Here is a 23,675-nt window from a genome sequence, read left to right on the forward strand (position 1 = left end):
GATGATCCCCGGCGAAATCGCCTTCGGGGACGGTCCGGTGCGCCTCAACGAGGGCCGCCCCGTCACCCGCCTCACCGTGCTCAACGCCGCCGACCGGCCCGTCCAGGTCGGCTCCCACTACCACTTCGCCGAAGCCAACCCCGGCCTCGACTTCGACCGGCAGGCCGCCCGCGGCCTGCGCCTGAACATCGCCGCCGGCACCGCCGTCCGCTTCGAGCCGGGCATCCCGGTCTCCGTGGAACTCGTGCCGCTCGGCGGACTGCGCACCGTGCCCGGGCTGCGCGGGGAGACCGGAGGACCCCTCGATGGCTGAGATCTCGCGCCAGGCCTACGCCGACCTGTTCGGCCCCACCGCGGGCGACCGGATCCGGCTCGCCGACACCGACCTCTTCGTCGAGATCGAGCAGGACCTCAGCGGAGGCCCCGGCCACTCCGGGGACGAGGCCGTCTTCGGCGGCGGCAAGGTCATCCGCGAGTCCATGGGACAGGCCCGCACCACCCGCGCCGAAGGCGCCCCCGACACGGTGATCACCGGTGTGGTCGTCCTCGACCACTGGGGCATCGTCAAGGCCGACGTCGGCATCCGCGACGGCCGCATCTGCGGCATCGGCAAGGCCGGCAACCCCGACACCATGGACGGCGTGGACCCCGCCCTCGTCATCGGGCCCGAGACCGAGATCATCGCCGGCAACGGCAAGATCGTCACCGCCGGCGCCATCGACACCCACATCCACTTCATCTCGCCGACCGTCGTCGACGAGGCCCTCGCCTCCGGCATCACCACCCTCGTCGGCGGCGGCACCGGCCCCGCCGAGGGCTCCAAGGCCACCACCGTCACCCCCGGCCCCTGGCACCTGGCCCGGATGTTCGCCGCCCTGGAGCACTACCCCGTCAACATCGGCCTGCTCGGCAAGGGCAACACCATGTCCCGCGAGGGCATGTACTCCCAGCTGCGCGGCGGCGCCCTCGGATTCAAGATCCACGAGGACTGGGGGGCCACCCCCGCCGTCATCGACGCCTGCCTGACCGTCGCCGACGAGACCGGCACCCAGGTCGCCATCCACACCGACACCCTCAACGAGGCCGGCTTCGTGGGCGACACCCTCGCGGCCATCGCCGGGCGGACCATCCACTCGTACCACACCGAAGGCGCGGGCGGCGGGCACGCCCCCGACATCATCACCGTGGTCTCCGAGCCCAACATCCTGCCCAGCTCCACCAACCCCACGCGGCCGCACACCGTCAACACCGTCGAGGAACACCTCGACATGCTGATGGTCTGCCACCACCTCAACCCGGCCGTCCCCGAGGACCTCGCCTTCGCCGAGTCCCGGATCCGCCCCTCCACCATCGCCGCCGAGGACGTCCTGCACGACCTCGGGGCCATCTCCATCATCTCCTCCGACTCCCAGGCCATGGGCCGGGTCGGCGAGGTCGTGCTGCGCACCTGGCAGACCGCCCACGTGATGAAGAAGCGGCGCGGCTTCCTGCCCGGCGACGGCCCGGCCGACAACCACCGCGCCCGCCGCTACGTCGCCAAGTACACGATCAACCCGGCCGTGGCCCAGGGCCTCGCCCGCGAGATCGGCTCCGTCGAGGTGGGCAAGCTCGCCGACCTGGTCCTGTGGAACCCAGCCTTCTTCGGCGTCAAGCCCGAGGTCGTCGTCAAGGGCGGCCAGATCGCGTACGCGCAGATGGGCGACGCCAACGCCTCCATCCCCACCCCGCAGCCGGTCCTGCCCCGGCCCATGTACGGCGCCATCGGCCGCGCCCCCGGCCTGAACTCGCTCAACTTCACCTCGCAGGCCGCCCTCGACGACCACCTGCCCGAGCGGCTCGGCCTCACCAAGCGGTTCACGGCCATCGAGAGCACCCGCAAGACGAGCAAGACGGACATGCGCAACAACGACGCCATGCCGAGGGTCGAGGTCGACGCCGACACCTTCACCGTCAGCATCGACGGCGAGGTCGTGGAACCGGCCCCCGCCGCGGAGCTGCCCATGGCCCAGCGCTACTTCCTCTTCTGATGGAGGACCGCTCCCGATGAGCCTCGCCGCCCTGCTCGTCCTCGCGGACGGCCGCTTCCCCGCCGGAGGGCACGCCCACTCCGGCGGGGCGGAGGCCGCCTGCAAGGCGGGCCGGATCCACGACGCCGCCAGCCTCGCCCAGTTCTGCCGGGGCCGGCTGCACACCGCAGGGCTCACCGCCGCCGCCCTCGCCGCGGCCGCCGCCCTCGGCCTCGACCCGGCGGAGCTCGACGCCGCCGCCGACGCCCGCACCCCCTCGCCCGCGCTGCGCGCCGCGGCCCGCCGGCTCGGCCGGCAGCTGATGCGCGCCGCCCGCGCCACCTGGCCCGCCGCCGAACTCGACGCGCTGGCCGCCGCCTTCCCGCGCGGGGCGCACCAGCCCGTGGTGCTCGGCGTGACCGCCCGGGCCGCCGGGCTCGGCGCCCTGGACGCCGCGCACGTGGCGGCGTACGAGAGCGTCAGCGGTCCGGCCACCGCCACCGTACGGCTGCTGGGCCTCGACCCCTTCGAGGCGAGCGCCGTCCTGGCCGGCCTGGCCCCCGAGCTCGACGCCGTCTGCGCCCGCGCCGCCGAGGCCGCGCTGCTCGCGCGCGAACAGGGCACGGAGGCGCTGCCCGCGGCCTCGTCCCCGCTGCTGGAGATCGCGGCGGAGGCCCATGCCGACTGGGCGGTACGCCTCTTCGCCTCCTGAGCGCGGGCGCCCCCCACCCGACCATCCCCAAGGAGAACCGCCGTGCACCTCGACCACGATGTGACGTATCCCCACCGGCACACCCACAGCGCCGCCCCCCTGCGCGCCGACGGCACCCGCCGCGCCCTGCGCGTCGGCCTCGGCGGCCCCGTCGGCTCCGGCAAGACCGCCACCGTCGCCGCCCTCTGCCGGGCCCTGCGCGCCGACCTGTCCATGGCCGTCGTCACCAACGACATCTACACCCGCGAGGACGCCGAGTTCCTGCTCCGCGAAGCGGTCCTGCCCCCCGAGCGGATCAGCGCGGTGGAGACCGGCGCCTGCCCGCACACCGCCATCCGCGACGACATCTCCGCCAACCTGGAGGCGGTGGAGGAACTGGAGGAGACGGTCGGCCCCCTCGACCTGATCCTCGTGGAGTCCGGCGGCGACAACCTGACCGCCACCTTCTCCCGCGGCCTGGTCGACGCCCAGATCTTCGTCATCGACGTGGCCGGCGGCGACGACATCCCGCGCAAGGGCGGCCCCGGCGTCACCACCGCCGACCTGCTCGTCGTCAACAAGACCGACCTCGCCCCGTACGTCGGCTCCGACCTGGAGCGGATGGCCCGCGACGCCGCCGAGCAGCGCGGCGACCTGCCCGTCGCCTTCCAGTCCCTGCGCGGCGCCGAGGGCGTGGCCCCGGTGGCCGCCTGGGTCCGCGAGCGCCTCGCCGCCTGGGCCGTACGGTGACCAGCGCACCCCCCGCCGAAGCCCCGGCCGCCTCCCCGGCCGGGCTGCGGGCCACCGCCCGCATCGCCGCCACCGCCGACGGGCGCGGCGGCACCGCCCTGCCCGTGCTGGCCGGCGAGGGGCCGCTCGCCCTGCGCCGGGTCCGCAGCGAGGGCCCCGAGGCCGGCGTGATGCTGATCGGCGCGATGAGCGCCCCCCTCGGCGGCGACCACCTCGCGGTGGAGGCCGACGCGGGCCCGGGCGCCCGGCTCGACCTGCGCTCGGCGGCCGCCACCCTGGCCCTGCCCGGCCGGCGCGGGGAGAGCGCGCACTACGACGTACGGCTGGCGCTGGCCGAGGAGTCGGCGGTGCGCTGGCTGCCGGAGCCGCTGGTCTCGGTGCGCGGCAGCGACCTGCGGGTCTCCACCCGCGCGGAACTGGCCCCCTCGGCCCGCCTGATGCTGCGCGAGGAGCAGGTGCTCGGACGCACCGGCGAGGCCCCCGGCCTGCTGCGCAGCCGCCTCACCGTCACCCGGGGCGGCCGCCCGCTGCTGGACCAGGAGCTCTCGTGCGGACCCGGCGCCCCGGGCGGCTGGGACGGCCCGGCGGGCCTCGCCGGACACCGGACGCTGGGCCAGCTCCTGGTCGTGGACCCGCGGTTCGAGCAGGATCCGCCGCGGGCGGCGGTGCTCGGGGAGTTCGCGGCGGTCACCCCGCTCGCCGGTCCGGCCGTGCTGGTGACGGCCCTGGCCCCGGACGCGCTGCGGCTGCGCGAGCTGCTGGAGGAGGCGGCCCGGACGTTCGGCTGGTGAGACGGGGAGGCCCTCCGACCGACGGGCGGGCGACTGCGGGCGAAAGGGACACCGCTCAGCGGTACACCCCTTCCCGGTTATCGGGTTGGCAAAGAACTCGACCTCGGTCTGTTGCCAGGTACCCGTCAGGCGAAAGGATCCCCCTGACCCAACCCGGCCGCCTCACGCGGCACATGACCAGGGGGATCAACCACGTGATTCGCAACGCGACGCTGGGGAGCGCCGCCACTCTCATCACCGGCGCGCTGGCGGCGGGCCTGCTGCTGGCGCCGTCCGCCTCGGCGGCTCCGACCAACAGGGACAACGGGGCCGCGGAGGCCGTCGGCGCCCAGATCGCCGCCGCCCGCGCCGCGCGCACCGGCATCGACTGGAAGGACTGCCCGGCCGACTGGGGCTTCGAGAAGCCGATCCAGTGCGGCTGGGTGAAGGTCCCGCTCGACTACTCCAAGCCCTTCGGTAAGACCATCGACATCGCCGTCGACCGCGCCGTCAGCACGGGCACCAAGGACGAGCGCCAGGGCGCCCTCATCTACAACCCGGGCGGCCCGGGCGGTTCCGGCATGCGCTTCCCGCGCCGGGTCACCACCAAGAGCCCGCTGTGGGTCAACACCTCGAAGGCGTACGACTTCGTGGGCTTCGACCCCCGCGGCGTCGGCCACTCCGCGCCCATCTCCTGCATCGACCCGCAGGAGTTCGTGAAGGCCCCCAAGGCCGACCCGGTCCCGTCGAGCGAGGCCGACAAGCTCGCCCAGCGCAAGCTCGCCGCCGAGTACGCGGACGGCTGCAAGGAGCGCAGCGGCGAGATGCTGCCGCACATGACCACCCCCAACACCGCGCGCGACCTGGACGTCATCCGGGCCGCCCTCGGCGAGAAGAAGATCAACTACCTCGGCGTCTCCTACGGCACCTACCTGGGCGGGGTCTACGCGACCCTCTTCCCGGGCCACGTGCGCCGCATGATCGTCGACTCGGTGGTCAACCCGGACACCGACAACATCTGGTACCAGGCCAACCTGGAGCAGGACGTCGCCTTCCAGACCCGCTGGAACGACTGGCAGGACTGGGTCGCCAAGTACGACTCCACCTTCCACCTCGGCGACACCCGCGCCAAGGTCGAGGCCAAGTACCAGCAGCTGCGCGCCCAGGCCAAGGCCAACCCGCTCGGCGGCGTGGTCGGCCCGAACGAGCTCATCGGCTTCTTCCAGAAGGCCCCGTACTACGACTCCTCGTGGGTCCCGGTCGCGCAGGCCTTCAGCGCCTGGGCCGCCGGTGACGAGAAGCCGCTGATCGAGGCCAACGCCCCGGACATGTCGGACCTCAAGGGCAACGCCGCCTCCGAGAACAGCAACGCCGTCTACACCGCGGTGGAGTGCGCCGACGCCAAGTGGCCCACCAGCTGGGCCAAGTGGGACCGGGACAACACCGAGCTCAACAAGAAGTACCCGTTCCTGACCTGGTCGAACGCCTGGATGAACCTGCCCTGCGCGACCTGGAAGTCCAAGCAGAGCACCCCGATCACGGTCGGCGCGAAGAACATCGCCCCGGTCCTGATCGTCCAGTCCGAGCGTGACGCGGCCACCCCGTACAAGGGCGGCGTCGAGCTGCACCGCCGCCTGGCGGGCTCGCGCCTGATCACCGAGCAGAACGCCGGTTCGCACGGCGTCACCAGCCTGGTGAACCCCTGCATCAACACGCGGGTGGACGCCTACCTGCTGACCGGCAAGGTCGACGCCACGGACGTGAAGTGCGGCCCGCACGCCACCCCGGTGCCGCCGGCCCCGGCCGCCGCGAAGTCCCTCGCCCAGGCCCCGGCCTCGGAGCAGGTCAAGCGGGAGGAGCTCCCGGCCGTCCGCTAGGACCCCGGGAACCCCGACGAGCGGGAGGAGGCTCAGCGCTTCGTGCGCCGGGCCTTCTTCCGCTCCTCCTCTTCCTCGGCCTTGACCTCGGCCGCGTACCGGTCGACGTACTCCTGGCCGGAGAGGTTCAGGATCGCGTACATGATCTCGTCGGTCACGGCGCGCAGCACCGCCCGCTCGCCCTCCATCCCCGCGTACCGGGAGAACTCCAGCGGGGCGCCGAAGCGGATCGTCACCCGCCGGATCTTCGGGAGGGTCTGCCCGGGCGGCTGGATCTCGAAGGTGCCCAGCATCGCGCACGGGACGACCGGCACCCCGGCCCCCAGCGCCATCGCCGCGACCCCGACCTTGCCCTTGTAGAGCCGCCCGTCGTGCGAGCGCGTCCCCTCCGGGTAGATGCCGAGCAGCTCGCCCTCGGCCAGCACCCCGAGCCCCTCGCGCAGCGCCGCCTGCCCGGCGTCCTTGCCGGAGCGGTCCACCGGGATCTGCCCGGCGCTGCGGAAGAAGGCGGCGGTCAGCCGGCCCTTGAGCCCGGGCCCGGTGAAGTACTCGGCCTTCGCCAGGAAGGTGATCCGGCGCCGCAGGATCGCGGGCATCAGGAAGTGGTCGGAGAAGGACAGGTGGTTGCCCGCGACGATCGCGGCCCCCTCGTCGGGGATGTTCTCCAGGCCCTCGATCCGCGGCCGGAACAGCAGTCGCAGCAGCGGACCGAGCAGCACGTGCTTGAGCAGGTGGTAGAACACCCGGTGCTTCCCTTCACCCGACGGTCGGACCACGAACGGATCAGCCATGCGGTGGCGAGGAGCGGGCCGCGCGGGCCCGGGCGGGTGGTCAGGAGCCGCGGGAGGCGGCCAGGCCCAGGGTCAGCAGCCCCAGCACCACCCAGCCGAACCACAGCCAGCCGTTGCTGCCGAGGGCCACGGAGTACGTGGAGACGGCCACCAGGGCGGCGAAGGTCGTGACGGCCATCGCCTTAACGGATCCGGTCATGCCCCATGGTGGCCCGCCGAGCGGGTCCGGCGCTACTGGCCGCGCCCTTGCAGCGAGGCGAGATAGGCGTTGTACGCCTCCAGCTCCTTGTCGCCGTCCCGGTCCGCGGCCCGGTCCGAGCGCTTCGCCGCCCGCTGCTCGGAGTGGTACCACTGGTAGACCAGGGCGATCAGCACGAGCACCGAGGGGATCTCGCTGAAGGCCCAGGCGATGCCGCCGCCCCAGTGCTGGTCGTCCAGGGCGTCGATGCCCAGGGAAGCCGCGGGGTTCGCGTACGTCTTGATCATCGGCTCGCTCGCCATCATCAGGGCGATGCCGAAGAAGGCGTGGAAGGGCATGCCCGCGAACAGCTCCAGCATCCGCATCACGTAGCCGGGGCGGTGCGGGCCCGGGTCCACGCCCATGATCGGCCAGAAGAAGATCAGGCCGACGGCGAGGAAGTGGACCATCATGCCGATGTGCCCGGCCTTGCTCTGCATCAGGAAGTCGAAGAGCGGGGTGAAGTACAGGGCGTAGAGGCTGGCGATGAACATGGGGATGGTGAAGGCCGGATGCGTGACGATCCGCATGTACCGGCTGTGCAGCAGCATCAGGAGCAGCTCACGCGGGCCCTTGCTGCCCCGGGGGGCCGGCGGGAGCGCGCGCAGGGCGAGGGTCACCGGCGCGCCGAGCAGCACCAGGATGGGGGTGACCATGCTGATCACCATGTGCTGGACCATGTGCACGCTGAACATGACCATGCCGTAGTCGTTCAGCTTGGTGCACATCACCAGCATCACCGTCAGCACGCCGACGACGAAGGCGACGGTCCGGCCCAGCGGCCACTCGTCCCCGCGCCGGCGCAGCCGCACCACGCCCCAGCCGTACAGGGCGAGCGCGATCAGGGAGCCGAAGAGGAAGAACGCGTCGAAGGAGAACTCCAGGCCGCGTCCGAGCGTGAACGGCGGCAGGTCCATGTTCATGTCCATATCCATGTTCATGTCCATGCCGTGACCGCTGTGGTCCATCTGTTCACTCCCTTGACTGTGGCGCCCCACCACAGTAGTGCCGCCCCCGGACGCACTCGCGTCCGGGGGCGGCCGAAGGGGTCAGAACGGGTTGAACGTCACAGGACGGTCTGGGCCTCCTCGTAGCGGGCGCCCGGGACCGTCTTGAGGTGCGAGGTCGCTTCGGCCAGCGGGACCATCACGATGTCCGTGCCGCGCAGGGCCGTCAGCATGCCGAACTCGCCCCGGTGCGCCGCCTCCACCGCGTGCCAGCCGAAGCGGGTGGCCAGGACCCGGTCGTAGGCGGTGGGCGTGCCGCCGCGCTGGACGTGGCCCAGGATGACCGGACGGGCCTCCTTGCCCAGGCGCCGCTCCAGCTCGACGGCGAGGATGTTGCCGATGCCGGCGAACCGCTCGTGGCCGTACTGGTCCGTGCCGCCCTGCGCGTAGTCCATCGAGCCGGGGCGCGGCTTGGCGCCCTCGGCGACCACGACGATCGCGAACCGCTTGCCGGCCGAGAAGCGCTCGCCGACGATCGCCGTCAGCTCCTCGATGTCGAACGGACGCTCCGGGACCACGATGGCGTGCGCGCCGGCCGCCATGCCCGAGTGCAGGGCGATCCAGCCGGTGTGCCGGCCCATGACCTCGACGACCATCACGCGCTGGTGCGACTCGGCGGTGGTCTTCAGCCGGTCGAGGGCCTCCGTGGCCACGCCGACGGCGGTGTCGAAGCCGAAGGTGACGTCGGTGGAGGAGATGTCGTTGTCGATGGTCTTCGGCACGCCGACGATCGGCAGGCCGCCCTGCGCGAGCAGGTTGGCGGCCTTGAGCGTGCCCTCGCCGCCGATCGGGATGATCGCGTCCAGGCCCAGGTCGGCGACGTGGCCGCGGGCCCGCTCCACGCCGTCGCGCAGGTGCGCGGGCTGGACGCGGGAGGAGCCGAGGATCGTGCCGCCGCGGGCCAGGATGCCGGCCACGGAGTCCAGGTCGAGCTTGCGGTAGTCGCACTCCAGCAGGCCGCGCCAGCCGTCGTGGAAGCCGATGACCTCGTCCCCGTGGTCGACGACGGCGCGGTGCACGACGGAGCGGATGACGGCATTGAGGCCGGGGCAGTCGCCACCGGAAGTGAGCACACCAATGCGCATGGCAGAGAGAACCTTTGCAACGTGGGCCGACGACCGGACCACGTCGTCCGGTTGGAACTAACCGTCACCCTACAAGCGGATTCCCAGTGGACTGAACCATCCTCCACAGGAAGGACATACCAAACGGAAGATCGTACGAACGCACGTCGGCCCGGACCCCCCCCGAGGGGGGTCCGGGCCGGACGGCGTGTGCCGCGGGGTGCTACGCGGGCTGCGTGGCCGCCGCGATGCGCTCGTTGCGCAGCGCCTCGTACCAGCGGTCGTCTATGGCCGGCAGCGCGTTCACGTCGAGGGCCAGCTTCAGCAGCAGGTCCGCGATCAGCGGGTTGCGGGCCATCACGGGTCCGTGCATGTACGTACCGAAGACGGTGTCGTTGTACGCGCCCTCGGTGCCGTCACCGGTGCCGTTGCCCCGGCCGAGGCGTGTGCGGGCGAACGGCTTGGCCGTCGGACCCAGGTGCGTGACGCCCTGGTGGTTCTCGAAGCCCGTCAGCGGGGGCAGGTTCAGCCGCGGGTCGATGTCCGCGAGCACGTCACCGACGCACCGCTCGCCCTCGCCGCGCACGGTCACGACGTCCAGCAGGCCCAGGCCCTGCTGGCGCTCGCCCATGTCGTTGACGAACTCGTTGCCGAGGATCTGGTACCCCGCGCAGACGGAGAAGACGATCGCCCCGTTCGAGACGGCGCGCTCCAGGCCGCCGTCGCGCAGCAGCCGCTCGGCGGCCAGCCGCTGCGGCCGGTCCTCGCCGCCGCCGATCAGGTAGATGTCGCCCGAGGTGGGGATGGGCTGGTCGCTGCGCACGTCCACGCGCTGCACGTCCAGGCCGCGCTGGCGCGCCCGGCGCTCCACCACGAGGGCGTTGCCCTGGTCTCCGTACGTGCTGAGCAGGTCGGGGTAGACCCACACCAGACGCAGGCTGTTGTCGCTCATGCTCTTGTCCTCTATGGGTGACTAGTTGCCGACGCGGCGGCGCACGTCCTGGAAGGCGGTGTAGTTGGCGATCAGCTCGATCTGCCCGGGCGGCGCCAGCTGCACGGCCTCGTCGAGGGTCTCGCAGACCCGGAAGTCCAGGCCGGCGACCTCCAGGCGGACGGCCAGGTCCAGCTTGCGGTCGCCGATCACGAAGATCGGGTGGCCGGCGAGCCGCGGGTAGTCCACGTCCCACAGCCAGGAGGTGTCGGTGCCGTCCGCGCCGCGGGCGTTCACCGAGAGGATCACCGGCGCCGGGGGCCCGTCGATCAGCGAAAACGTTTCGAGCCAGCCGGCCGGGTTCTTCGCGAGCAGCAGGCGCAGGTCGCGGCCCTGGAAGGAGACCACGTCGTAGCGGCCGGCGACGGCCTGGACCTGGTACATGCGCTCCAGCGCGACCTGCGGGGGCACGCCGAAGACGGCGGCCACGGCGGCCGAGGTGGCGGCGTTCGCCTTGTTCGCGCGGCCGGGCAGCTGGAGGTGGATCGGCCAGGCCGAGCCGTGCGGGTCCAGCACGTGGTCGCCGGAGAGCACCCAGGTCGGGGTCGGGCGGCGGAAACCGCACTCGCCGCAGAACCAGTCGTCGCCCGGGCGCTGCATCACACCGCCGCAGGAGGGGCACGACCAGGCGTCGTCCTTCCACTCCTGGCCGGCCGCGACCCACACCACGCTCTGCGAGGAGGAGGCCGACCACACGATCAGGGGGTCGTCGCAGTTCGCCACGATGACCGCCTTGGAGCCCTGGAGCCCCTCGCGCCACTTCTCGGCGAGCATGCGGGTCTCGGCCGCGCGGTCCAGCTGGTCGCGGGAGAGGTTCAGCAGGGCGATCACCTTCGGGGTGACGTCCCGGGCCACCCCGGCCAGGTACTTCTCGTCGACCTCGATGACGCCGTACTTGGCGTCCGAGCCGCCGGCCAGGGCGGAGGTGATGCCCGCCGGCATGTTCGCGCCCAGCGCGTTCGAGACGACCGGACCGCTGGCCCGCAGGGCCTCGGCGATCAGACGGGTCGTCGTGGTCTTGCCGTTCGTCGCGGAGACGAGGACGACATCGAGATGCTGCGCCAGCGCGCCGAGGAGATCGGGGTCCAGCCTGAGTGCGACCTTGCCACCGATCACCGATCCGCTTCCGCGTCCCGCGGCCCGCGACACCGCCGCCGCGGCCTTGCCCGCCGTCACGGCCAGCTTGGCCCGCGGCGAAAGCGGCTCCGTGTTGCCTGCCATCGTCCTTTGTCCTCCTAGCGTCGGTCGCCCCAGCCTATCCAGTACCGGCCGGAGCCTTGACCGCGGCGCCCCCGGTCCGCCGCGGATCTCCTCATATATTCGCCCGTCGTACCCTTACGGCCATGCGACAGCGCCCCATCCCCGGTACCACCGGACTCGTCCGCACCATGAGCCTGCTGGGTGATCCGGTGCTCCATTCCGCCTGCGCCGAGGTCACCGACTTCGGCCCCGAACTCGACCGCCTCATCGAGGACATGTTCGCCACGATGTACGCCGCCCAGGGCGTCGGCCTCGCCGCGAACCAGGTCGGAACCGGGCAGCGGGTCTTCGTCTACGACTGCCCCGACGACGAGGACGTCCGCCATGTGGGCCACGTCGTCAACCCGCGTCTGGTCGAGGCCGACGGGGACGAGTTCCTCGGCCCCGAGGGCTGTCTGTCGCTGCCCGGCCTGGAGGCGGGCACCGCCCGCTTCGACCGCGCGGTCGTCGAGGGGGTCACCTCCGACGGGAAGCCGGTGCGGATCGAGGGCACCGGGTTCTTCGCCCGCTGCCTCCAGCACGAGTGCGACCACCTCGACGGCACCGTCTACGCGGACCGGGTGACCGGTCTGCGCGCCCGGCTGCTGCGCCGGGCCATCCGCAAGACCTCCTGGGGCAAGGCGGCCGGGCCGCGCTAGTCCTCCGGTCGCGGCCCCGGGCGGTTCAGAAGCCCGGGCCGTCCGCGCGGTTGCCGGCGGTGGCCAGGCGGCCCCAGAGCAGGTCGGTGAGGCCGGCCACCAGGTCGGCCCGGGAACACGGGCGCTCGCCGAGCCACCAGTCCCCGGCGGCGTGCATCATGCCGACGATGCCGTGCCCCCAGATCCGGGCGAGCTGTTCGCCGCCCGGGCCGAGGTCGACGCGCTCGCCCACCACCTGCGCCAGTTCCTCGCCGAGCCGGCGCAGCAGCGGGGCGGAGTGCAGGCCGACGTCGAAGCCGCGCTCGGAGCTCTGCGAGTCCTCGGCGGGGTGCATCAGGAACCGGTACACCTGCGGGCGGGCCTCGATGGCGGCGAGATAGGTGTCGAGGGTGGACTCCACCCGGCTGCGGCGCTCGGCCGGGGCGTCGAGCGCGGCCCGCAGCGAGTCGAGCAGGGCGTCGGTGTGCCGGACGGCCAGGGCCTGGTAGAGCCCCGCCTTGTCGCCGAAGTGGCGGTAGAGGATGGGCTTGGTGATGCCCGCCTCCGCCGCGATGGCGTTCATGGAGGCCTTGGGGCCGTCCCTGAGGACGACGCGGTCCGCCGCCTCGAGGAGCTCGCGCCGGCGGCGCTCGCCGGCTCCCGGCTCGCCGGCTCCGGCCTCCTGGGTGGTCTGCATGACGTGTTTCTCTCCCCGCCCTTGCGATGTGCGTGACGCCCACGCAACGTAACACCCCGCACACCCTGACGTTCGATCCGGCGGTGCTTGACAGTGCTTACCGGCCGGTAACAGACTGTGTTCCTTGTCAAGGTTACCGGCAGTAACTCGCTCGTGGGGCGGGTCTGCCGGGTGTGGCCGCACGGCCGTGTGAAGCAGCTGGAGGGGACATGGCGGAGTTCACCATGGAGCTCAACGACGACCAGAAGCAGGTCCGCGACTGGATCCACGGCTTCGCCGCCGACGTGATCCGGCCCGCGGCGGCGGAGTGGGACGAGCGCGAGGAGACCCCCTGGCCGGTGATCCAGGAGGCGGCCAAGGTCGGCATCTACTCCCTGGACTTCTACGCCCAGCAGTTCTTCGACCCCACCGGCCTGGGCATCCCGATGGCCATGGAGGAGCTGTTCTGGGGCGACGCGGGCATCGCCCTGTCGATCGTGGGCACCGGCCTCGCGGCCATCGGCGTCCTCTCCAACGGCACCGAGGAGCAGATCGGCACCTGGATCCCGCAGATGTACGGCACCCCGGACGACGTGAAGGTCGCCGCCTTCTGCTCCTCCGAGCCGGACGCCGGCTCCGACGTCGGCGCGATGCGCACCCGGGCCGTCTACGACCAGGCCGCGGACGAGTGGGTGCTGAACGGCACCAAGACCTGGGCCACCAACGGCGGCATCGCGGGCGTCCACATCGTCGTCGCCGTGGTCGACCCCGAGCTCGGCACCAAGGGCCACGCCTCCTTCATCGTCCCGCCGGGCACTCCGGGCCTCTCGCAGGGCCAGAAGTTCAAGAAGCACGGCATCCGGGCCTCGCACACCGCCGAGGTGGTCCTGGAGGACGTGCGCATCCCCGGCTCCTGCCTGCTCGGCGGCAAGGAGAAGCTCGACGAGCGGCTCGCGCGGGCCCGCGAGAAGGCGAAGGCGGGGGGTGGCGAGCGGGTGAAGAACGCCGCCATGGCCACCTTCGAGGCCTCCCGGCCGGCCGTCGGCGCCATGGCGGTCGGCACCGCCCGCGCCGCCTACGAGGTCGCCCTCGACTACGCGAAGACCCGCACCCAGTTCGGCCGCCCGATCATCGACAACCAGGGGGTGGCCTTCCAGCTCGCGGACATGCGCACGCAGATCGACGCGGCCCGGCTGCTGGTGTGGCGGGCGTCGTGGATGGCGATCGCGGGCAAGCCCTTCACCGCGGCGGAGGGCTCCATGTCGAAGCTCTACGCGAGCGAGGTGGCCAAGAAGGTCACCGCCCAGGCGGTCCAGATCCTCGGCGGCAACGGCTTCACCCGGGAGTACCCGGTGGAGCGGATGCACCGGGACGCGGCCATCTACACGATCTTCGAGGGCACGAGCGAGATCCAGCGCCTGGTCATCGCCCGCACCCTGTCGGGCATGTCGATCCGCTAGATCCGCCAGCCGCGGATCGGGCGGGTGGGTCCTGTGTGATCCCTGCCACTCGGGGGAGGGGTGGGGGTGGTCGGGTTGGGGTGATCGTCCGGGTTTGAGGGGGCGTTCGGCCCGGGATTGCGGGGCGGTGCGGCCCCGGTGCGCGGAGAAGATCCGGATGGCGGGCATGAGCGCATGGTGAGCGGGCATACACACCCTGAACTCGACCTCGAATATGGGTTCCGTCCGGGTGCGGCGATCGGCAATACTCGCCGCCACCGTGGATCGCGGAATCGACCGGGTGACCACCGGCCCTCCCGCCCCACTCTGCGAGGAGGTGCGCCATGTGCTCTCACCAGCCCCCCTGCCCGCCCGCCGACAGCGCCGATCGTGACGCTGCCCGCACCGTGGCCTTCCATCCCGAACAGGGCTGGAGCCTGCTCTGCAACGGCGTGGTGGTCTTCGACGACACCGGGGAACTGCTCCCCGAAGGCCGGACGGTGGAACCCCGTCGCCCGGCCCTGGTCTGAGCGAGGAGGCAGCATGCGCCAGCAGCTGATCCGCAAGCCCGTCCCCAAGCCCGCCCCCCGAGACCTGGACCTGCGCACACCGTCGGGCAGACCCCTCCCGTACTGACGGGAGCCCTCGGATTACGCCGTCCACCGGCTGGGACTCAGCCGGTGGACGTCGCCGCGCCACCCCGGAACGCGCTCTCGTACGCCGCGTCCCCGATCGCCGCCCTGGCCTGCCGCTCGCCCTGGTCCCGCAGGGCCGTCAGCGAGGGCGAGCCCATCTGCGGCCGGCCCACCGTGCGCCACCAGGCGTGCCCGGTGCCCAGCAGCCGCGCCGCCAGCTCCCCGTCGCCCAGTCCGGCCACCGCCGCGGCCAGCATGTCCAGGCCGATCGCGATGCCGAAGCGGTCGTTCAGCAGCCGCTTGCCGGACAGCATCGCCCGTACGTGCCGGGCGGCCTCCGCGTGCCGCCCCAGCCCGAGCGCCGAGACGGCCAGGACGTAGTCCGCGTAGGCCCGCATCCAGCGCTCGCCCAGCTCCACGCACGCCGTGCGCAGCCCCTCCGCCTCTTCGGCGGCCTCCTCGAAGCGCCCGAGGTCGCACAGGGCGTACGCGCTCACCAGCTGGCACAGCAGCCGGCCCGCCCCGCTGCCCTCGCCGCCGTGGCCCGCCCGCGCCGGGGGCCCCGCCAGCGCGAGCGCCCGTACCGGGTCGCCCGGCATCAGCAGCGACACCGACCGCAGGTAGGCGGCGCGCAGCCGGCCCTCGGGGTCGTCGAGCGCGTCGGCGGCCCGCACGGACGCCAGCCCCGTCAGCCGGGCCGCCCCCAGGTCGCCCTGGAGCAGCATCGTCAGCCCGAGCGCCCACAGCGCCTGGGCGTGCTCGGCGCCCGTCGGCGGGACCTGGGCGAGGGCCCGCTCCAGGAAGCCCCGGCCCTCCTGGAGGTGGCCGCAGGAGAACCAGAAGAACCAGAGGGCACCGGCCATCTCCAGGGCCGCGGCCGGGTCCGTCCCGAGCAGGTGCTCCAGGGCGGTGCGCAGCTGTGCGTGCTCGGTGCTCATCCTGCGGTACCAGTCCACCTGCCCCGGCCCCATCCAGTCCCGCTCGGCGGCCCGGGCGAGGGAGGCGTACCAGTGGGCGTGGCGGTCCGCGACGGTCCGCACCTCGTCCAGCTCCGCCAGCCAGTCGTGGCCGAACTCGCGGATGGTGTCCAGCATCCGGTAGCGGGTCCCCGTGCCCCGCTCCCGCGACCGGCGCACCACGGACTTGGCGACCAGCCCCTCCAGCAGCCGCTCCACCCGGGCCGCGGGCAGGGGCCCGCCGGCGCAGACCGTCCGGGCGGCGGCCGCGTCGAAGTCCCCGGCGAAGACCGACAGCCGGGCCCACAGCAGCCGCTCCAGCGGCTCGCACAGTTCGTGGCTCCACCCGATGGCGGTCCGCAGGGTCCGGTGCCGGGCCGGGAGTGCGGCCCGGCCGCTGTCGGCGAGCACCTCGAAGCGGGCGCCCAGCAGTTGTGCCATCCGCTCCAGGGTCCACAGCCGCAGCCGGGCGCCGGCCAGCTCCAGGGCCAGCGGGATGCCGTCCAGCCGGCGGCAGACCTCGGCGGCGAGGGCGGCCCGGTCGGGGTCGGCGAGGGTGGCGGCGGCCTGGGGTGAGGCGGCCAGCGCGCGGGCCCGGAAGAGGGTGAGGGCGTCGGAGTCGGGTCCCTCGCAGGGCAGCGGCCGGACCTCCAGCACGGCCTCGCCGGGGGAGCCGAGCCGTTCGCGGGAGGTGACCAGCACCGTCAGGCCGGGTGCGGACTGCAGGAGTTCGCCCACCAGGTGCCGGACGGGGGCGACCAGGTGCTCGCAGGTGTCGAGGACCAGCAGCAGGTTCTTGTCGGCCATCCACGCGCACAGCTCCTCGTCGAGGGACTGCCCGCTCTGGCCGGCGACGCCGATGGTCAGGCCGAGGGTGTGGGCGAGGGTGGTGGTGAGGAGCCCGGGGTCGCGCAGCGGGGAGAGCTCCACCCACCAGACCCCGTCGGGCCGGCCCCGGCCGGGGCGGGCGGCGGCCCGCAGGGCGAGCCGGGACTTGCCGACCCCGCCGACCCCGGTCAGGGTGATCAGTCTTCGCTGGTCCAGCAGGCCGTCGAGGCGGTCGAGTTCGGCCTCGCGGCCGACGAAGCTCGCCGTTTCCGGCGGTAGGTTTCCCGGCACGGCGCCAGATTCTGACGCACTGCCGCCACTGCTGGCACCTGCCTGACCGTGGTTGACCGAGTACTCACCGAACACGGTTGTATTGTGCGCGATCTTCTTGCGCGGCAGTGCCGTTCGGCCGGATCGGTGGGGGTGGTCCGGTCCACCGGGTCCACCGGTGTCACCCGGGGAGGGTGATGCGGCGCTCCTCGGAGAAGGCGCCCCAGTTGCCGTCGGGCAGGCGGGCGCGGAGTTTCAGGGTCCAGGCGGTGCCGGCGGGTTCGGTGGTGGTGAGGCGGTAGGAGGCGCGGCCCTTCGGAACGGCTCCGGCCCCGAACCGGATGACGGTGACGGGCCGGTCGTTGACGTAGAGCTGGTACTCGTCCGTCCCGCGGCCGGCGTCCGGGGCGGTCCAGCCGAGCTCGACCGCGCCGGGGGAGGCGGCGGCCGTGAACGCGCCGGGGGCGGTGCCGGGGCCCTGGGCGGGGTCACCGGGGGTGGTCACGGCGACCGGGGGGCCGTCGGGGGAGCTGTTGTCGGAGCCGTCGCGGGCCCGGACGGTGAAGGAGTAGGCGGTGCCGGGCTGGAGGTCCGTGAGGGTGGTGGAGTCCTCGGCGGCGCCTGCGGTGTGGATCCGGATCCCGCCCTGGTAGACGTCGTACGCCGTCACGCCCGTGTCGTCCGTGGCCGGGGTCCAGCTGAGGCGGACCGTGCGGGGGCCTTCGGTGCGGCCGGTGGTGGTGGACGGGGCGGTGGGCGGGGCGTGGTCCTCGGGCTTGGCGGCGGGGGTGGTGGCCCGTGCGGCGGGGGCTTCGGCGGAGCGGTTCCCGGCGGCGTCGCGGGCCCGGACGGTGAAGGCGTAGGCGGTCTGCGGGGTGAGCCCGGTGACGTCCGTCATGGTCTTCTCGGCGGGGAGTTCCCGCACCAGCCGGCCGTCCTGGAAGACCTGGTAGCCGGTGACCCCGTCGCCGGGGGCGGCCGACTCCCACATCACGTGGACCGAAGTGGCGCTGCCCGCCTGGGCGCTGAGCCCGGCGGGGGCGTGCGGGGGCGTGGTGTCGCCGTCCGCGCCGCAGGCGCTCAGCGCGGGGGCGGCCAGGCAGAGGGCGAGGGCCGCGAGGACCGCCCCGGCGCGGCGCGGGGCCGTGATGGGTCGCACGGGGTGCCTTCCTCGTACGTGCTCTCGTAAAGGTCTAGACATATATGGCACGGGCGGGGGCGGCCGGACAAGACCCCGGTGACCGGGAACCGGCGTCCGTATGGCCGGGTTCGTCGTCTTCTGATCCCGTCTGGCATTATTGCGATCTCTTTGCAATAACAGATGATCTTTAACAGGGATGTGCACAGCATGACGGCCCGGAACGTACGGGGAGCCGCCGGCGCGGCGCTCGCCACCGCACTCATCACGGGCGTCACGGCCTGCTCCACCCCCTCGGCCCCCGCCTCGGCCGACACCGCCGTCGTCGGCATCGCCACCGAACCCGAGACCCTCAGCCCCCTCCTCGGCTACGGCAAGGACGGCAACTCCAAGATCTTCGACGGGCTGCTCACCCACGACGCGGACATGAAGCTCAAGCCCGCGCTCGCCGAGGCCCTCCCCGAGGTCTCCGCCGACGGCCGCACCTACACCTTCCGGCTGCGCCAGGGAGTGAAGTTCAGCGACGGACAGCCCTTCTCCGCCAAGGACGTCGAGTTCACCTACCGCACCATCCTCGACCCGAAGACCGACAACGCCTCCAGGACCGAGCTCGACGCGATCGAGGACGTCACGGCCCAGGGCGCCGACCGGGTCGTCTTCACCCTCAAGTACCCCTACGCGCCGTTCGCCGAGCGCACCGTGCTGCCCATCGCCCCCGAGCACGTCGCGGGACGCCAGGACGTCAACAGCGGTGAGTTCACCACCAAGCCCGTCGGCACCGGCCCCTACGTCCTCGCCGGCTGGTCCAAGGGCGAGAAGCTCAGCTTCAAGGCCAACCCCGGCTACTGGGGCGGCGAGCCCGCCGTCAAGAACTTCACCATGGCCGTCGTCAAGGACGACGACGTCCGCGCCACCCGGCTGCGCTCCGGCGAGCTCGACGCCGCGATCCTGCCCCCCAACCTGGCCCGCGGCTTCGAGAAGGACGGGAACAGGAAGACGTACGCGGCCAAGACCTTCGACTATCGCAACGTCACCCTCCCGACCCACCACCCCGTCACCGGTGACGTGGCGGTCCGCCGGGCGCTCGACCTCGCCGTCGACCGCAAGGCCATGGTCGACAAGCTCCTCGACGGCGCGGGCAAGCCCGCCTACGGCCCCGTCCCCACCGACAGCCCCTGGTTCACCCCCGGCACCGAGCGCCCCCACGACCTCGACCGCGCCCGGCGGATCCTCGACGAGGCCGGCTGGAAGACCGGCGAGGACGGCATCCGCGTCAAGGACGGGGTCCGCGCCTCCTTCCCGCTCTGGTACACCTCCGGCGACAAGATCCGCCAGGACCACGCCCTGGCCTTCGCCTCCGACGCCAAGAAGGCGGGCGTCGAGGTGAAGACCGAGGCCGGGACCTGGGAGGTCATCGAACCCCGGATGAAGACCGACGCGGTCCTCGCCGGCGGCGGCTCCCCGGCCGACCCCGACTTCGACCAGTACCAGCTGCTGACCTCCTCCCTCGGCGGCGACGGCTTCAACAACATGGCCCGGTACGACAACCCGGCCGTCGACCGCGCCGTCTCCGACGGCCGCACCAGCGGCGACCCGGCCGCCCGCAAGGCCGCCTACGACACCGTGCAGCGCGAGCTCGCCCAGAACCCCGGCTACGTCTTCCTCACCCACATCGACCACCTCTACGTCGTGGGCGACAAGTGGCAGGGCCTGAGCACCCAGGTCGAACCGCACGACCACGGCCTCGGCTCCGGCCCCTGGTGGAACGTGGAGACCTGGAAGCCGAAGCAGAAGTGACCGCCCGCGCCCCGAGCCCGCCCTGGGGGCCGATGGCCCGCATGGCCGGGCGGCGGATCCTGTCCGCCGCCCCGGTCCTGCTCGTCGTCACCCTCGGCGTCTTCACCGTCGCCGACCTCTCCCCCTTCGACCCCGTCAAGGCCTACGCCGGCACCGCCGGACTCACCGCCTCCGGAGCCGAACTCGACCGGCTGCGCGCCAACCTCGGCGTGGACCGGCCGCTCCTCGACCGCTGGTGGGACTGGCTCACCTCCGCCCTCACCGGCGACCTCGGCGACTCCACCGCCCTGCGGCAACCCGTCGCCGACGCCATCGCCGGACGGCTCGGCTGGTCCGCGCTGCTCGCCGGCTGCGCCTTCGCCGTCGCGGTCCTCCTCGGCACCGGCCTCGGCGTGCTCGCGGCGCGCCGCCGGGGCGGGGTCCTGGACCGCACGGTGAGCTCCCTCGCCTACACCCTGGAGGCGGCCCCCGCCTACTGGCTCGGGCTGCTGGCCGTCTGGCTGTTCTCCGTCCGGCTGGGCGTCCTGCCCTCCGGCGGGCTCACCGACGCCGCCTCCACCGAGGTCACCCCCGGCCAGGTCGCGACCCATCTGGTACTGCCCGCGCTGGTCCTCGGGATCTCCCAGCTGCCCTGGTTCTTCCTCTACGTGCGCCAGGGCGTCGCCGACGCCCTGGACGAGGACCCTGTGCGCGGGGCCCGCGCCCGGGGCCTGTCGCAGCGCCGGGTCCTGCTCGGGCACGCCCTGCGCTCCGGGATGCTGCCGATGCTGACGCTCGTCGGGTCCCGGGTGCCCGAGCTGATCACCGGAGCCCTGCTGGTGGAGACCGTCTTCAGCTGGCCCGGGATCGCCGCCGCCACCGTGCAGGCCGCCACCTCGGTGGACTTCCCGCTGCTGGCCGCGCTGACCGTGCTGGCCACCGCCGCGGTCCTGGCCGGCAACCTGCTGTCCGACCTGCTGTACGGGCTCGCCGACCCGAGGGTGGGCTTCGATGGCTGAAGCCGCGCTCTGGCGCAGCCGTGGCCAGGGCCGCCGCTCCACCCGCACCCTGCGGGTGCGGGCCTCGGCCGCCGTGGCGGCGCTGCTGGTCCTGGCCGTGCTGGTGGTGCCGCCCCTGGTCCAGCTCGACCAGCAGGCCGTCGACCTCTCCGCGAAACTCCTCCCGCCCTCCTGGGCACGCCCCTTCGGCACCGACGACCTCGGCCGGGACCTGCTGCTGCGCTGCGTCTACGGGCTGCGGGTGTCCCTGCTGGTCGGCCTGGTCGCGGCGCTCGTCGCCACCGTCGTCGGCACGGCCGTCGGCGCGGCCGCCGGTGCGCTGGGCGGCTGGACCGACCGGCTGCTGATGCGGGCCGTCGACACCCTGTCGTCCGTGCCGCACCTGCTGCTGGGCGTGTTCGTCGTCGCCCTCTTCCGGCCCGGCGTCTGGCCGGTGGTGGCGTCGGTGGCGGTGACCCACTGGCTGTCCACCGCCCGGATCGTGCGCGCCGAGGTGCTCTCGCTGCGCGGCCGGCCGTACGTGGACGCGGCCGTCTCCGGCGGGGCCTCGCGGTGGCGGGTCACCGTCCGGCACCTGCTGCCCGGGGTGCTGCCGCAGGCCGGGCTCGCGGCGGTCCTGATGGTCCCGCACGCCATGTGGCACGAGTCCGCCCTGTCCTTCCTCGGCCTCGGCCTGCCCGCCCACCAGGCCAGCCTGGGCACGCTCGTGCAGGGCGGCCGCGGCTCGCTGCTCGCCGGTGACTGGTGGCCCACCCTCTTCCCCGGCCTGCTGCTGATCCTCCCGACCCTGGCCATCGCCGGCCTCGCGGGCGCCTGGCGCGACCGCCTGAACCCCCGCCGACGCTCGGAGCTGAACCTGTGACCCGCCCCGATCCCACCACCCAGCGACCCGGCCCCGCCGGGGTCCGGCCCGAGGAAGCGGACGCCGCGGAGGGCCGCGCGGAGGGGCCCGGCCCCGTACGGGCCGCCGACGGCTGCGGCTGCGGCTCCGGTTCCGGGCCTGCGTCCGGCTGTGGCCCTGCGCCCGCCCCCGCGCCGGCGTCCGTCCGGCGGGGCGTGCCGGGCCCGACGGGCGCCTCCGGCGCCGGGCGGCGGGACGCGATCACGTCCGGCCCCGCCCCCGTCTCGGCACGGGAGGCGCGGTGCGAGCGCGGGCCGGGTCCGGCACCGCTGCCCGGTCGGTCGGCCGCAACGGGCTGCGACCCGGTGGATGCGACCGGCACGGGCGCCGCGGGTGTGACACCCGGAGGGGACGTCCTGCGCGTCGACGGGCTCTCCGTACGGTTCCTGATGCCGGGCGGGACGTACGTCGAGGCCGTCACCGACGCCGGGTTCCGGCTGGCGGCGGGGGAGTGCCTGGTGCTCGTCGGGGAGAGCGGCTGCGGGAAGTCCGTCCTGGCCTCCGCGCTGCTCGGGCTGCTCCCCGGCAACGCCGAGACCGCGGGATCCGCCCTCCTGCCCGACGGGCTCGACCTGCTCGCCGCCGACGAGGACACCCTGGCCCGCACGGTCCGCGGCCGCCGCGTCGCCCTGGTCCCGCAGAGCCCCGCCGCCCACCTCACCCCGGTCCGCACCGTCCGCTCCCACCTGGAGGAGACCGTCCGGGAACTCACCGGGTCCCGCGGCCCGCGCGCGGCCGCCGAGGCCGCCGCCGCCCGGGCCGCCTTCCCCGCGAGCCACCTCGACCACCACCCCCACCAGCTCTCCGGCGGCCTCGCCCAGCGCGCCGCCACCGCCCTCGCGCTCATCGGCGACGCCCCCCTGCTGCTCGCCGACGAGCCGACCACCGGTCTCGACCGCGACCTCGTCGAGCGGACCGCCGACGAACTGCGCGCCCACACCCGGGAATCGGGCCGCGCCCTGCTGATGATCACCCACGACCTGGCCGCCGCCCGGCGCATCGCCGACACCGTCGCCGTCATGTACGCGGGCCGGATCGTGGAACTCGCCCCCGCCGAAGCCTTCTTCGACGGCCCGGGCCCGCGCCACCCCTACGCCCGCGGCCTGCTCGACGCCCTGCCCGAGCGGGCCTTCACCCCGATCCCGGGCAGCCCGCCCGAGCTCGGCGACCTGCCGCCCGGCTGCGCCTTCGCGCCCCGCTGCGCCCTCGCCGACGCCACCTGCCGGACCATCCGGCCGGCGCTGACCGAAGGGGTGGCCTGCCACCGTGCTTGAGCTCCAGGGCATCACCGCCGGCTACGACCGCCGCAGCCCCGTCGTCCGCGACGCCCACCTGACCCTGCGCCCCGGCGAGGCCCTCGGCCTGCTCGGGCCCAGCGGCTGCGGCAAGTCCACCCTGGCCCGGGTCGCCGCCCTGCTGCACCGGCCCGACCGGGGGACGGTGCTCCTCGACGGCCGCGCGGTGACCGGCTTCCGGCACCGGGCCCCGCGCTCCCTGCGCACCAGCGTGGGTGTGGTCTTCCAGCAGCCCCGGCTCTCGGCGGACCCCCGCCTCAGGCTGCGCGACCTCGTCGCGGAACCACTCCGCGCAACGGGCCGTCGTCACGGGGCAGACGCGGCCGTGGACGCCCTGGCCGACCGGGTCGGGCTCGGGGCGGACCTCCTCGCCCGGCGCCCCCACGAGGTCAGCGACGGCCAGCTGCAGCGCGCCTGCCTGGCCCGGGCCCTGGTGCTGCGGCCGCGCTGGCTGGTCTGCGACGAGATGACGGCCATGCTCGACGCCTCCACCACGGCTGCCCTCGTCGGCGTGGTGGAGGCGTACCGCAGGGAGACCGGAGCCGGCCTGCTGGCCGTCGGACACGATCCCGTGCTGCTCGGCCGCTGGTGCGGGCGCACGGTGAACTGGAGCGACATCGCGGGCGGTTGACCGACTGTTGCGCGTTCATGAATCATCCTCCCCGTCCATGGACTCCTCG

Annotated in this window: 23 protein-coding genes; 14 read left to right on the forward strand and 9 right to left on the reverse strand. The window is 73.5% G+C overall.

Annotated features, from left to right (window positions below; genetic code table 11):
• The first annotated feature begins 1 nt into the window (after window position 1).
• From ACFVXK_RS11765 to ACFVXK_RS11790, 6 genes are all read left to right on the forward strand, one after another.
• A complete protein-coding gene (locus ACFVXK_RS11765) occupies window positions 2-313 on the forward strand; it encodes an urease subunit beta (protein WP_389611349.1) in 312 nt (103 codons plus the stop codon).
• Window positions 306-2,027 (forward strand): urease subunit alpha, encoded by a 1,722-nt coding sequence (locus ACFVXK_RS11770; protein ID WP_389611350.1) that lies wholly within the window; start codon window positions 306-308, stop codon window positions 2,025-2,027. Before ACFVXK_RS11765 ends, ACFVXK_RS11770 begins: the two co-directional genes overlap by 8 nt.
• Window positions 2,028-2,043: 16 nt before the next feature.
• On the forward strand, window positions 2,044-2,718 hold the full coding sequence (locus tag ACFVXK_RS11775) for an urease accessory protein UreF (RefSeq protein WP_389611351.1): 675 nt from the start codon (window positions 2,044-2,046) through the stop codon (window positions 2,716-2,718).
• Window positions 2,719-2,760: 42 nt separating this feature from the next.
• Window positions 2,761-3,447, forward strand: a complete 687-nt coding sequence (ureG, locus tag ACFVXK_RS11780) for an urease accessory protein UreG (RefSeq protein WP_389611352.1) — start codon at window positions 2,761-2,763, stop codon at window positions 3,445-3,447.
• Window positions 3,444-4,238: an urease accessory protein UreD gene (locus ACFVXK_RS11785; RefSeq protein ID WP_389611353.1), complete on the forward strand. Its 795-nt coding sequence runs from the start codon at window positions 3,444-3,446 to the stop codon at window positions 4,236-4,238. The genes ureG and ACFVXK_RS11785 overlap by 4 nt, the downstream gene beginning before the upstream one ends.
• A 194-nt stretch (window positions 4,239-4,432) precedes the next feature.
• Entirely contained in the window at window positions 4,433-6,094 is a 1,662-nt protein-coding gene (locus ACFVXK_RS11790) for an alpha/beta hydrolase (RefSeq protein ID WP_389611354.1), read from the forward strand.
• A gap of 32 nt (window positions 6,095-6,126) precedes the next feature.
• On the opposite strand, the gene ACFVXK_RS11795 is transcribed toward ACFVXK_RS11790, so the two are convergent.
• The 6 genes from ACFVXK_RS11795 to ACFVXK_RS11820 all read right to left on the reverse strand — a co-directional run bounded on the left by ACFVXK_RS11795 (window position 6,127) and on the right by ACFVXK_RS11820 (window position 11,406).
• Entirely contained in the window at window positions 6,127-6,837 is a 711-nt protein-coding gene (locus ACFVXK_RS11795) for a lysophospholipid acyltransferase family protein (protein WP_389611355.1), read from the reverse strand.
• Between the two features lie 88 nt (window positions 6,838-6,925).
• A complete protein-coding gene (locus tag ACFVXK_RS11800) occupies window positions 6,926-7,084 on the reverse strand; it encodes a hypothetical protein (RefSeq protein WP_167747570.1) in 159 nt (52 codons plus the stop codon).
• A 32-nt stretch (window positions 7,085-7,116) separates the two neighbouring features.
• Entirely contained in the window at window positions 7,117-8,091 is a 975-nt protein-coding gene (locus ACFVXK_RS11805; RefSeq protein WP_389611356.1) for a cytochrome c oxidase assembly protein, read from the reverse strand.
• 98 nt (window positions 8,092-8,189) lie between these two features.
• A complete protein-coding gene (locus ACFVXK_RS11810) occupies window positions 8,190-9,215 on the reverse strand; it encodes a 6-phosphofructokinase (protein WP_389611357.1) in 1,026 nt (341 codons plus the stop codon).
• Between the two features lie 202 nt (window positions 9,216-9,417).
• On the reverse strand, window positions 9,418-10,146 hold the full coding sequence (locus tag ACFVXK_RS11815; protein WP_389611358.1) for a type 1 glutamine amidotransferase: 729 nt from the start codon (window positions 10,144-10,146) through the stop codon (window positions 9,418-9,420).
• Window positions 10,147-10,167: 21 nt separating this feature from the next.
• Window positions 10,168-11,406, reverse strand: coding sequence for a MurT ligase domain-containing protein (locus ACFVXK_RS11820; protein WP_358896689.1), 1,239 nt, complete (start codon window positions 11,404-11,406; stop codon window positions 10,168-10,170).
• 122 nt (window positions 11,407-11,528) lie between these two features.
• On the opposite strand from ACFVXK_RS11820, the gene def reads away from it, so the two are divergent.
• A complete protein-coding gene (gene def, locus ACFVXK_RS11825) occupies window positions 11,529-12,083 on the forward strand; it encodes a peptide deformylase (RefSeq protein ID WP_389611359.1) in 555 nt (184 codons plus the stop codon).
• A gap of 25 nt (window positions 12,084-12,108) precedes the next feature.
• Here def and ACFVXK_RS11830 read toward each other — a convergent pair whose 3' ends face one another.
• Window positions 12,109-12,759, reverse strand: a complete 651-nt coding sequence (locus tag ACFVXK_RS11830) for a TetR family transcriptional regulator (RefSeq protein ID WP_389611360.1) — start codon at window positions 12,757-12,759, stop codon at window positions 12,109-12,111.
• 209 nt (window positions 12,760-12,968) lie between these two features.
• On the opposite strand from ACFVXK_RS11830, the gene ACFVXK_RS11835 reads away from it, so the two are divergent.
• Both ACFVXK_RS11835 and ACFVXK_RS11840 read left to right on the forward strand, forming a co-directional pair.
• Window positions 12,969-14,198: an acyl-CoA dehydrogenase family protein gene (locus ACFVXK_RS11835; protein WP_389611361.1), complete on the forward strand. Its 1,230-nt coding sequence runs from the start codon at window positions 12,969-12,971 to the stop codon at window positions 14,196-14,198.
• 323 nt (window positions 14,199-14,521) lie between these two features.
• Complete coding sequence (locus ACFVXK_RS11840) at window positions 14,522-14,707, forward strand: DUF5999 family protein (protein ID WP_042809879.1); 186 nt, start codon at window positions 14,522-14,524, stop codon at window positions 14,705-14,707.
• 143 nt (window positions 14,708-14,850) lie between these two features.
• On the opposite strand, the gene ACFVXK_RS11845 is transcribed toward ACFVXK_RS11840, so the two are convergent.
• Entirely contained in the window at window positions 14,851-16,887 is a 2,037-nt protein-coding gene (locus tag ACFVXK_RS11845; RefSeq protein ID WP_389611362.1) for an ATP-binding protein, read from the reverse strand.
• Between the two features lie 160 nt (window positions 16,888-17,047).
• Window positions 17,048-18,025, reverse strand: coding sequence for a fibronectin type III domain-containing protein (locus ACFVXK_RS11850; protein WP_389611363.1), 978 nt, complete (start codon window positions 18,023-18,025; stop codon window positions 17,048-17,050).
• Window positions 18,026-18,214: 189 nt separating this feature from the next.
• On the opposite strand from ACFVXK_RS11850, the gene ACFVXK_RS11855 reads away from it, so the two are divergent.
• The 5 genes from ACFVXK_RS11855 (at window position 18,215) to ACFVXK_RS11875 (ending at window position 23,626) form a co-directional block, all read left to right on the forward strand.
• On the forward strand, window positions 18,215-19,801 hold the full coding sequence (locus tag ACFVXK_RS11855; protein WP_389611364.1) for an ABC transporter substrate-binding protein: 1,587 nt from the start codon (window positions 18,215-18,217) through the stop codon (window positions 19,799-19,801).
• 32 nt (window positions 19,802-19,833) lie between these two features.
• A complete protein-coding gene (locus ACFVXK_RS11860) occupies window positions 19,834-20,799 on the forward strand; it encodes an ABC transporter permease (RefSeq protein ID WP_389611381.1) in 966 nt (321 codons plus the stop codon).
• On the forward strand, window positions 20,792-21,661 hold the full coding sequence (locus ACFVXK_RS11865) for an ABC transporter permease (RefSeq protein ID WP_389611365.1): 870 nt from the start codon (window positions 20,792-20,794) through the stop codon (window positions 21,659-21,661). The genes ACFVXK_RS11860 and ACFVXK_RS11865 overlap by 8 nt, the downstream gene beginning before the upstream one ends.
• 428 nt (window positions 21,662-22,089) lie before the next feature.
• Window positions 22,090-22,974 carry an ABC transporter ATP-binding protein gene (locus ACFVXK_RS11870; protein ID WP_389611382.1) on the forward strand — a complete coding sequence of 295 codons (885 nt, stop codon included), beginning with the start codon at window positions 22,090-22,092 and terminating at the stop codon, window positions 22,972-22,974.
• Window positions 22,967-23,626 (forward strand): ABC transporter ATP-binding protein, encoded by a 660-nt coding sequence (locus ACFVXK_RS11875; protein WP_389611367.1) that lies wholly within the window; start codon window positions 22,967-22,969, stop codon window positions 23,624-23,626. The genes ACFVXK_RS11870 and ACFVXK_RS11875 overlap by 8 nt, the downstream gene beginning before the upstream one ends.
• Window positions 23,627-23,675: the final 49 nt, after the last annotated feature.

Source organism: Streptomyces sp. NPDC058157 (assembly GCF_042884105.1).
GTDB lineage: Bacteria > Actinomycetota > Actinomycetes > Streptomycetales > Streptomycetaceae > Streptomyces.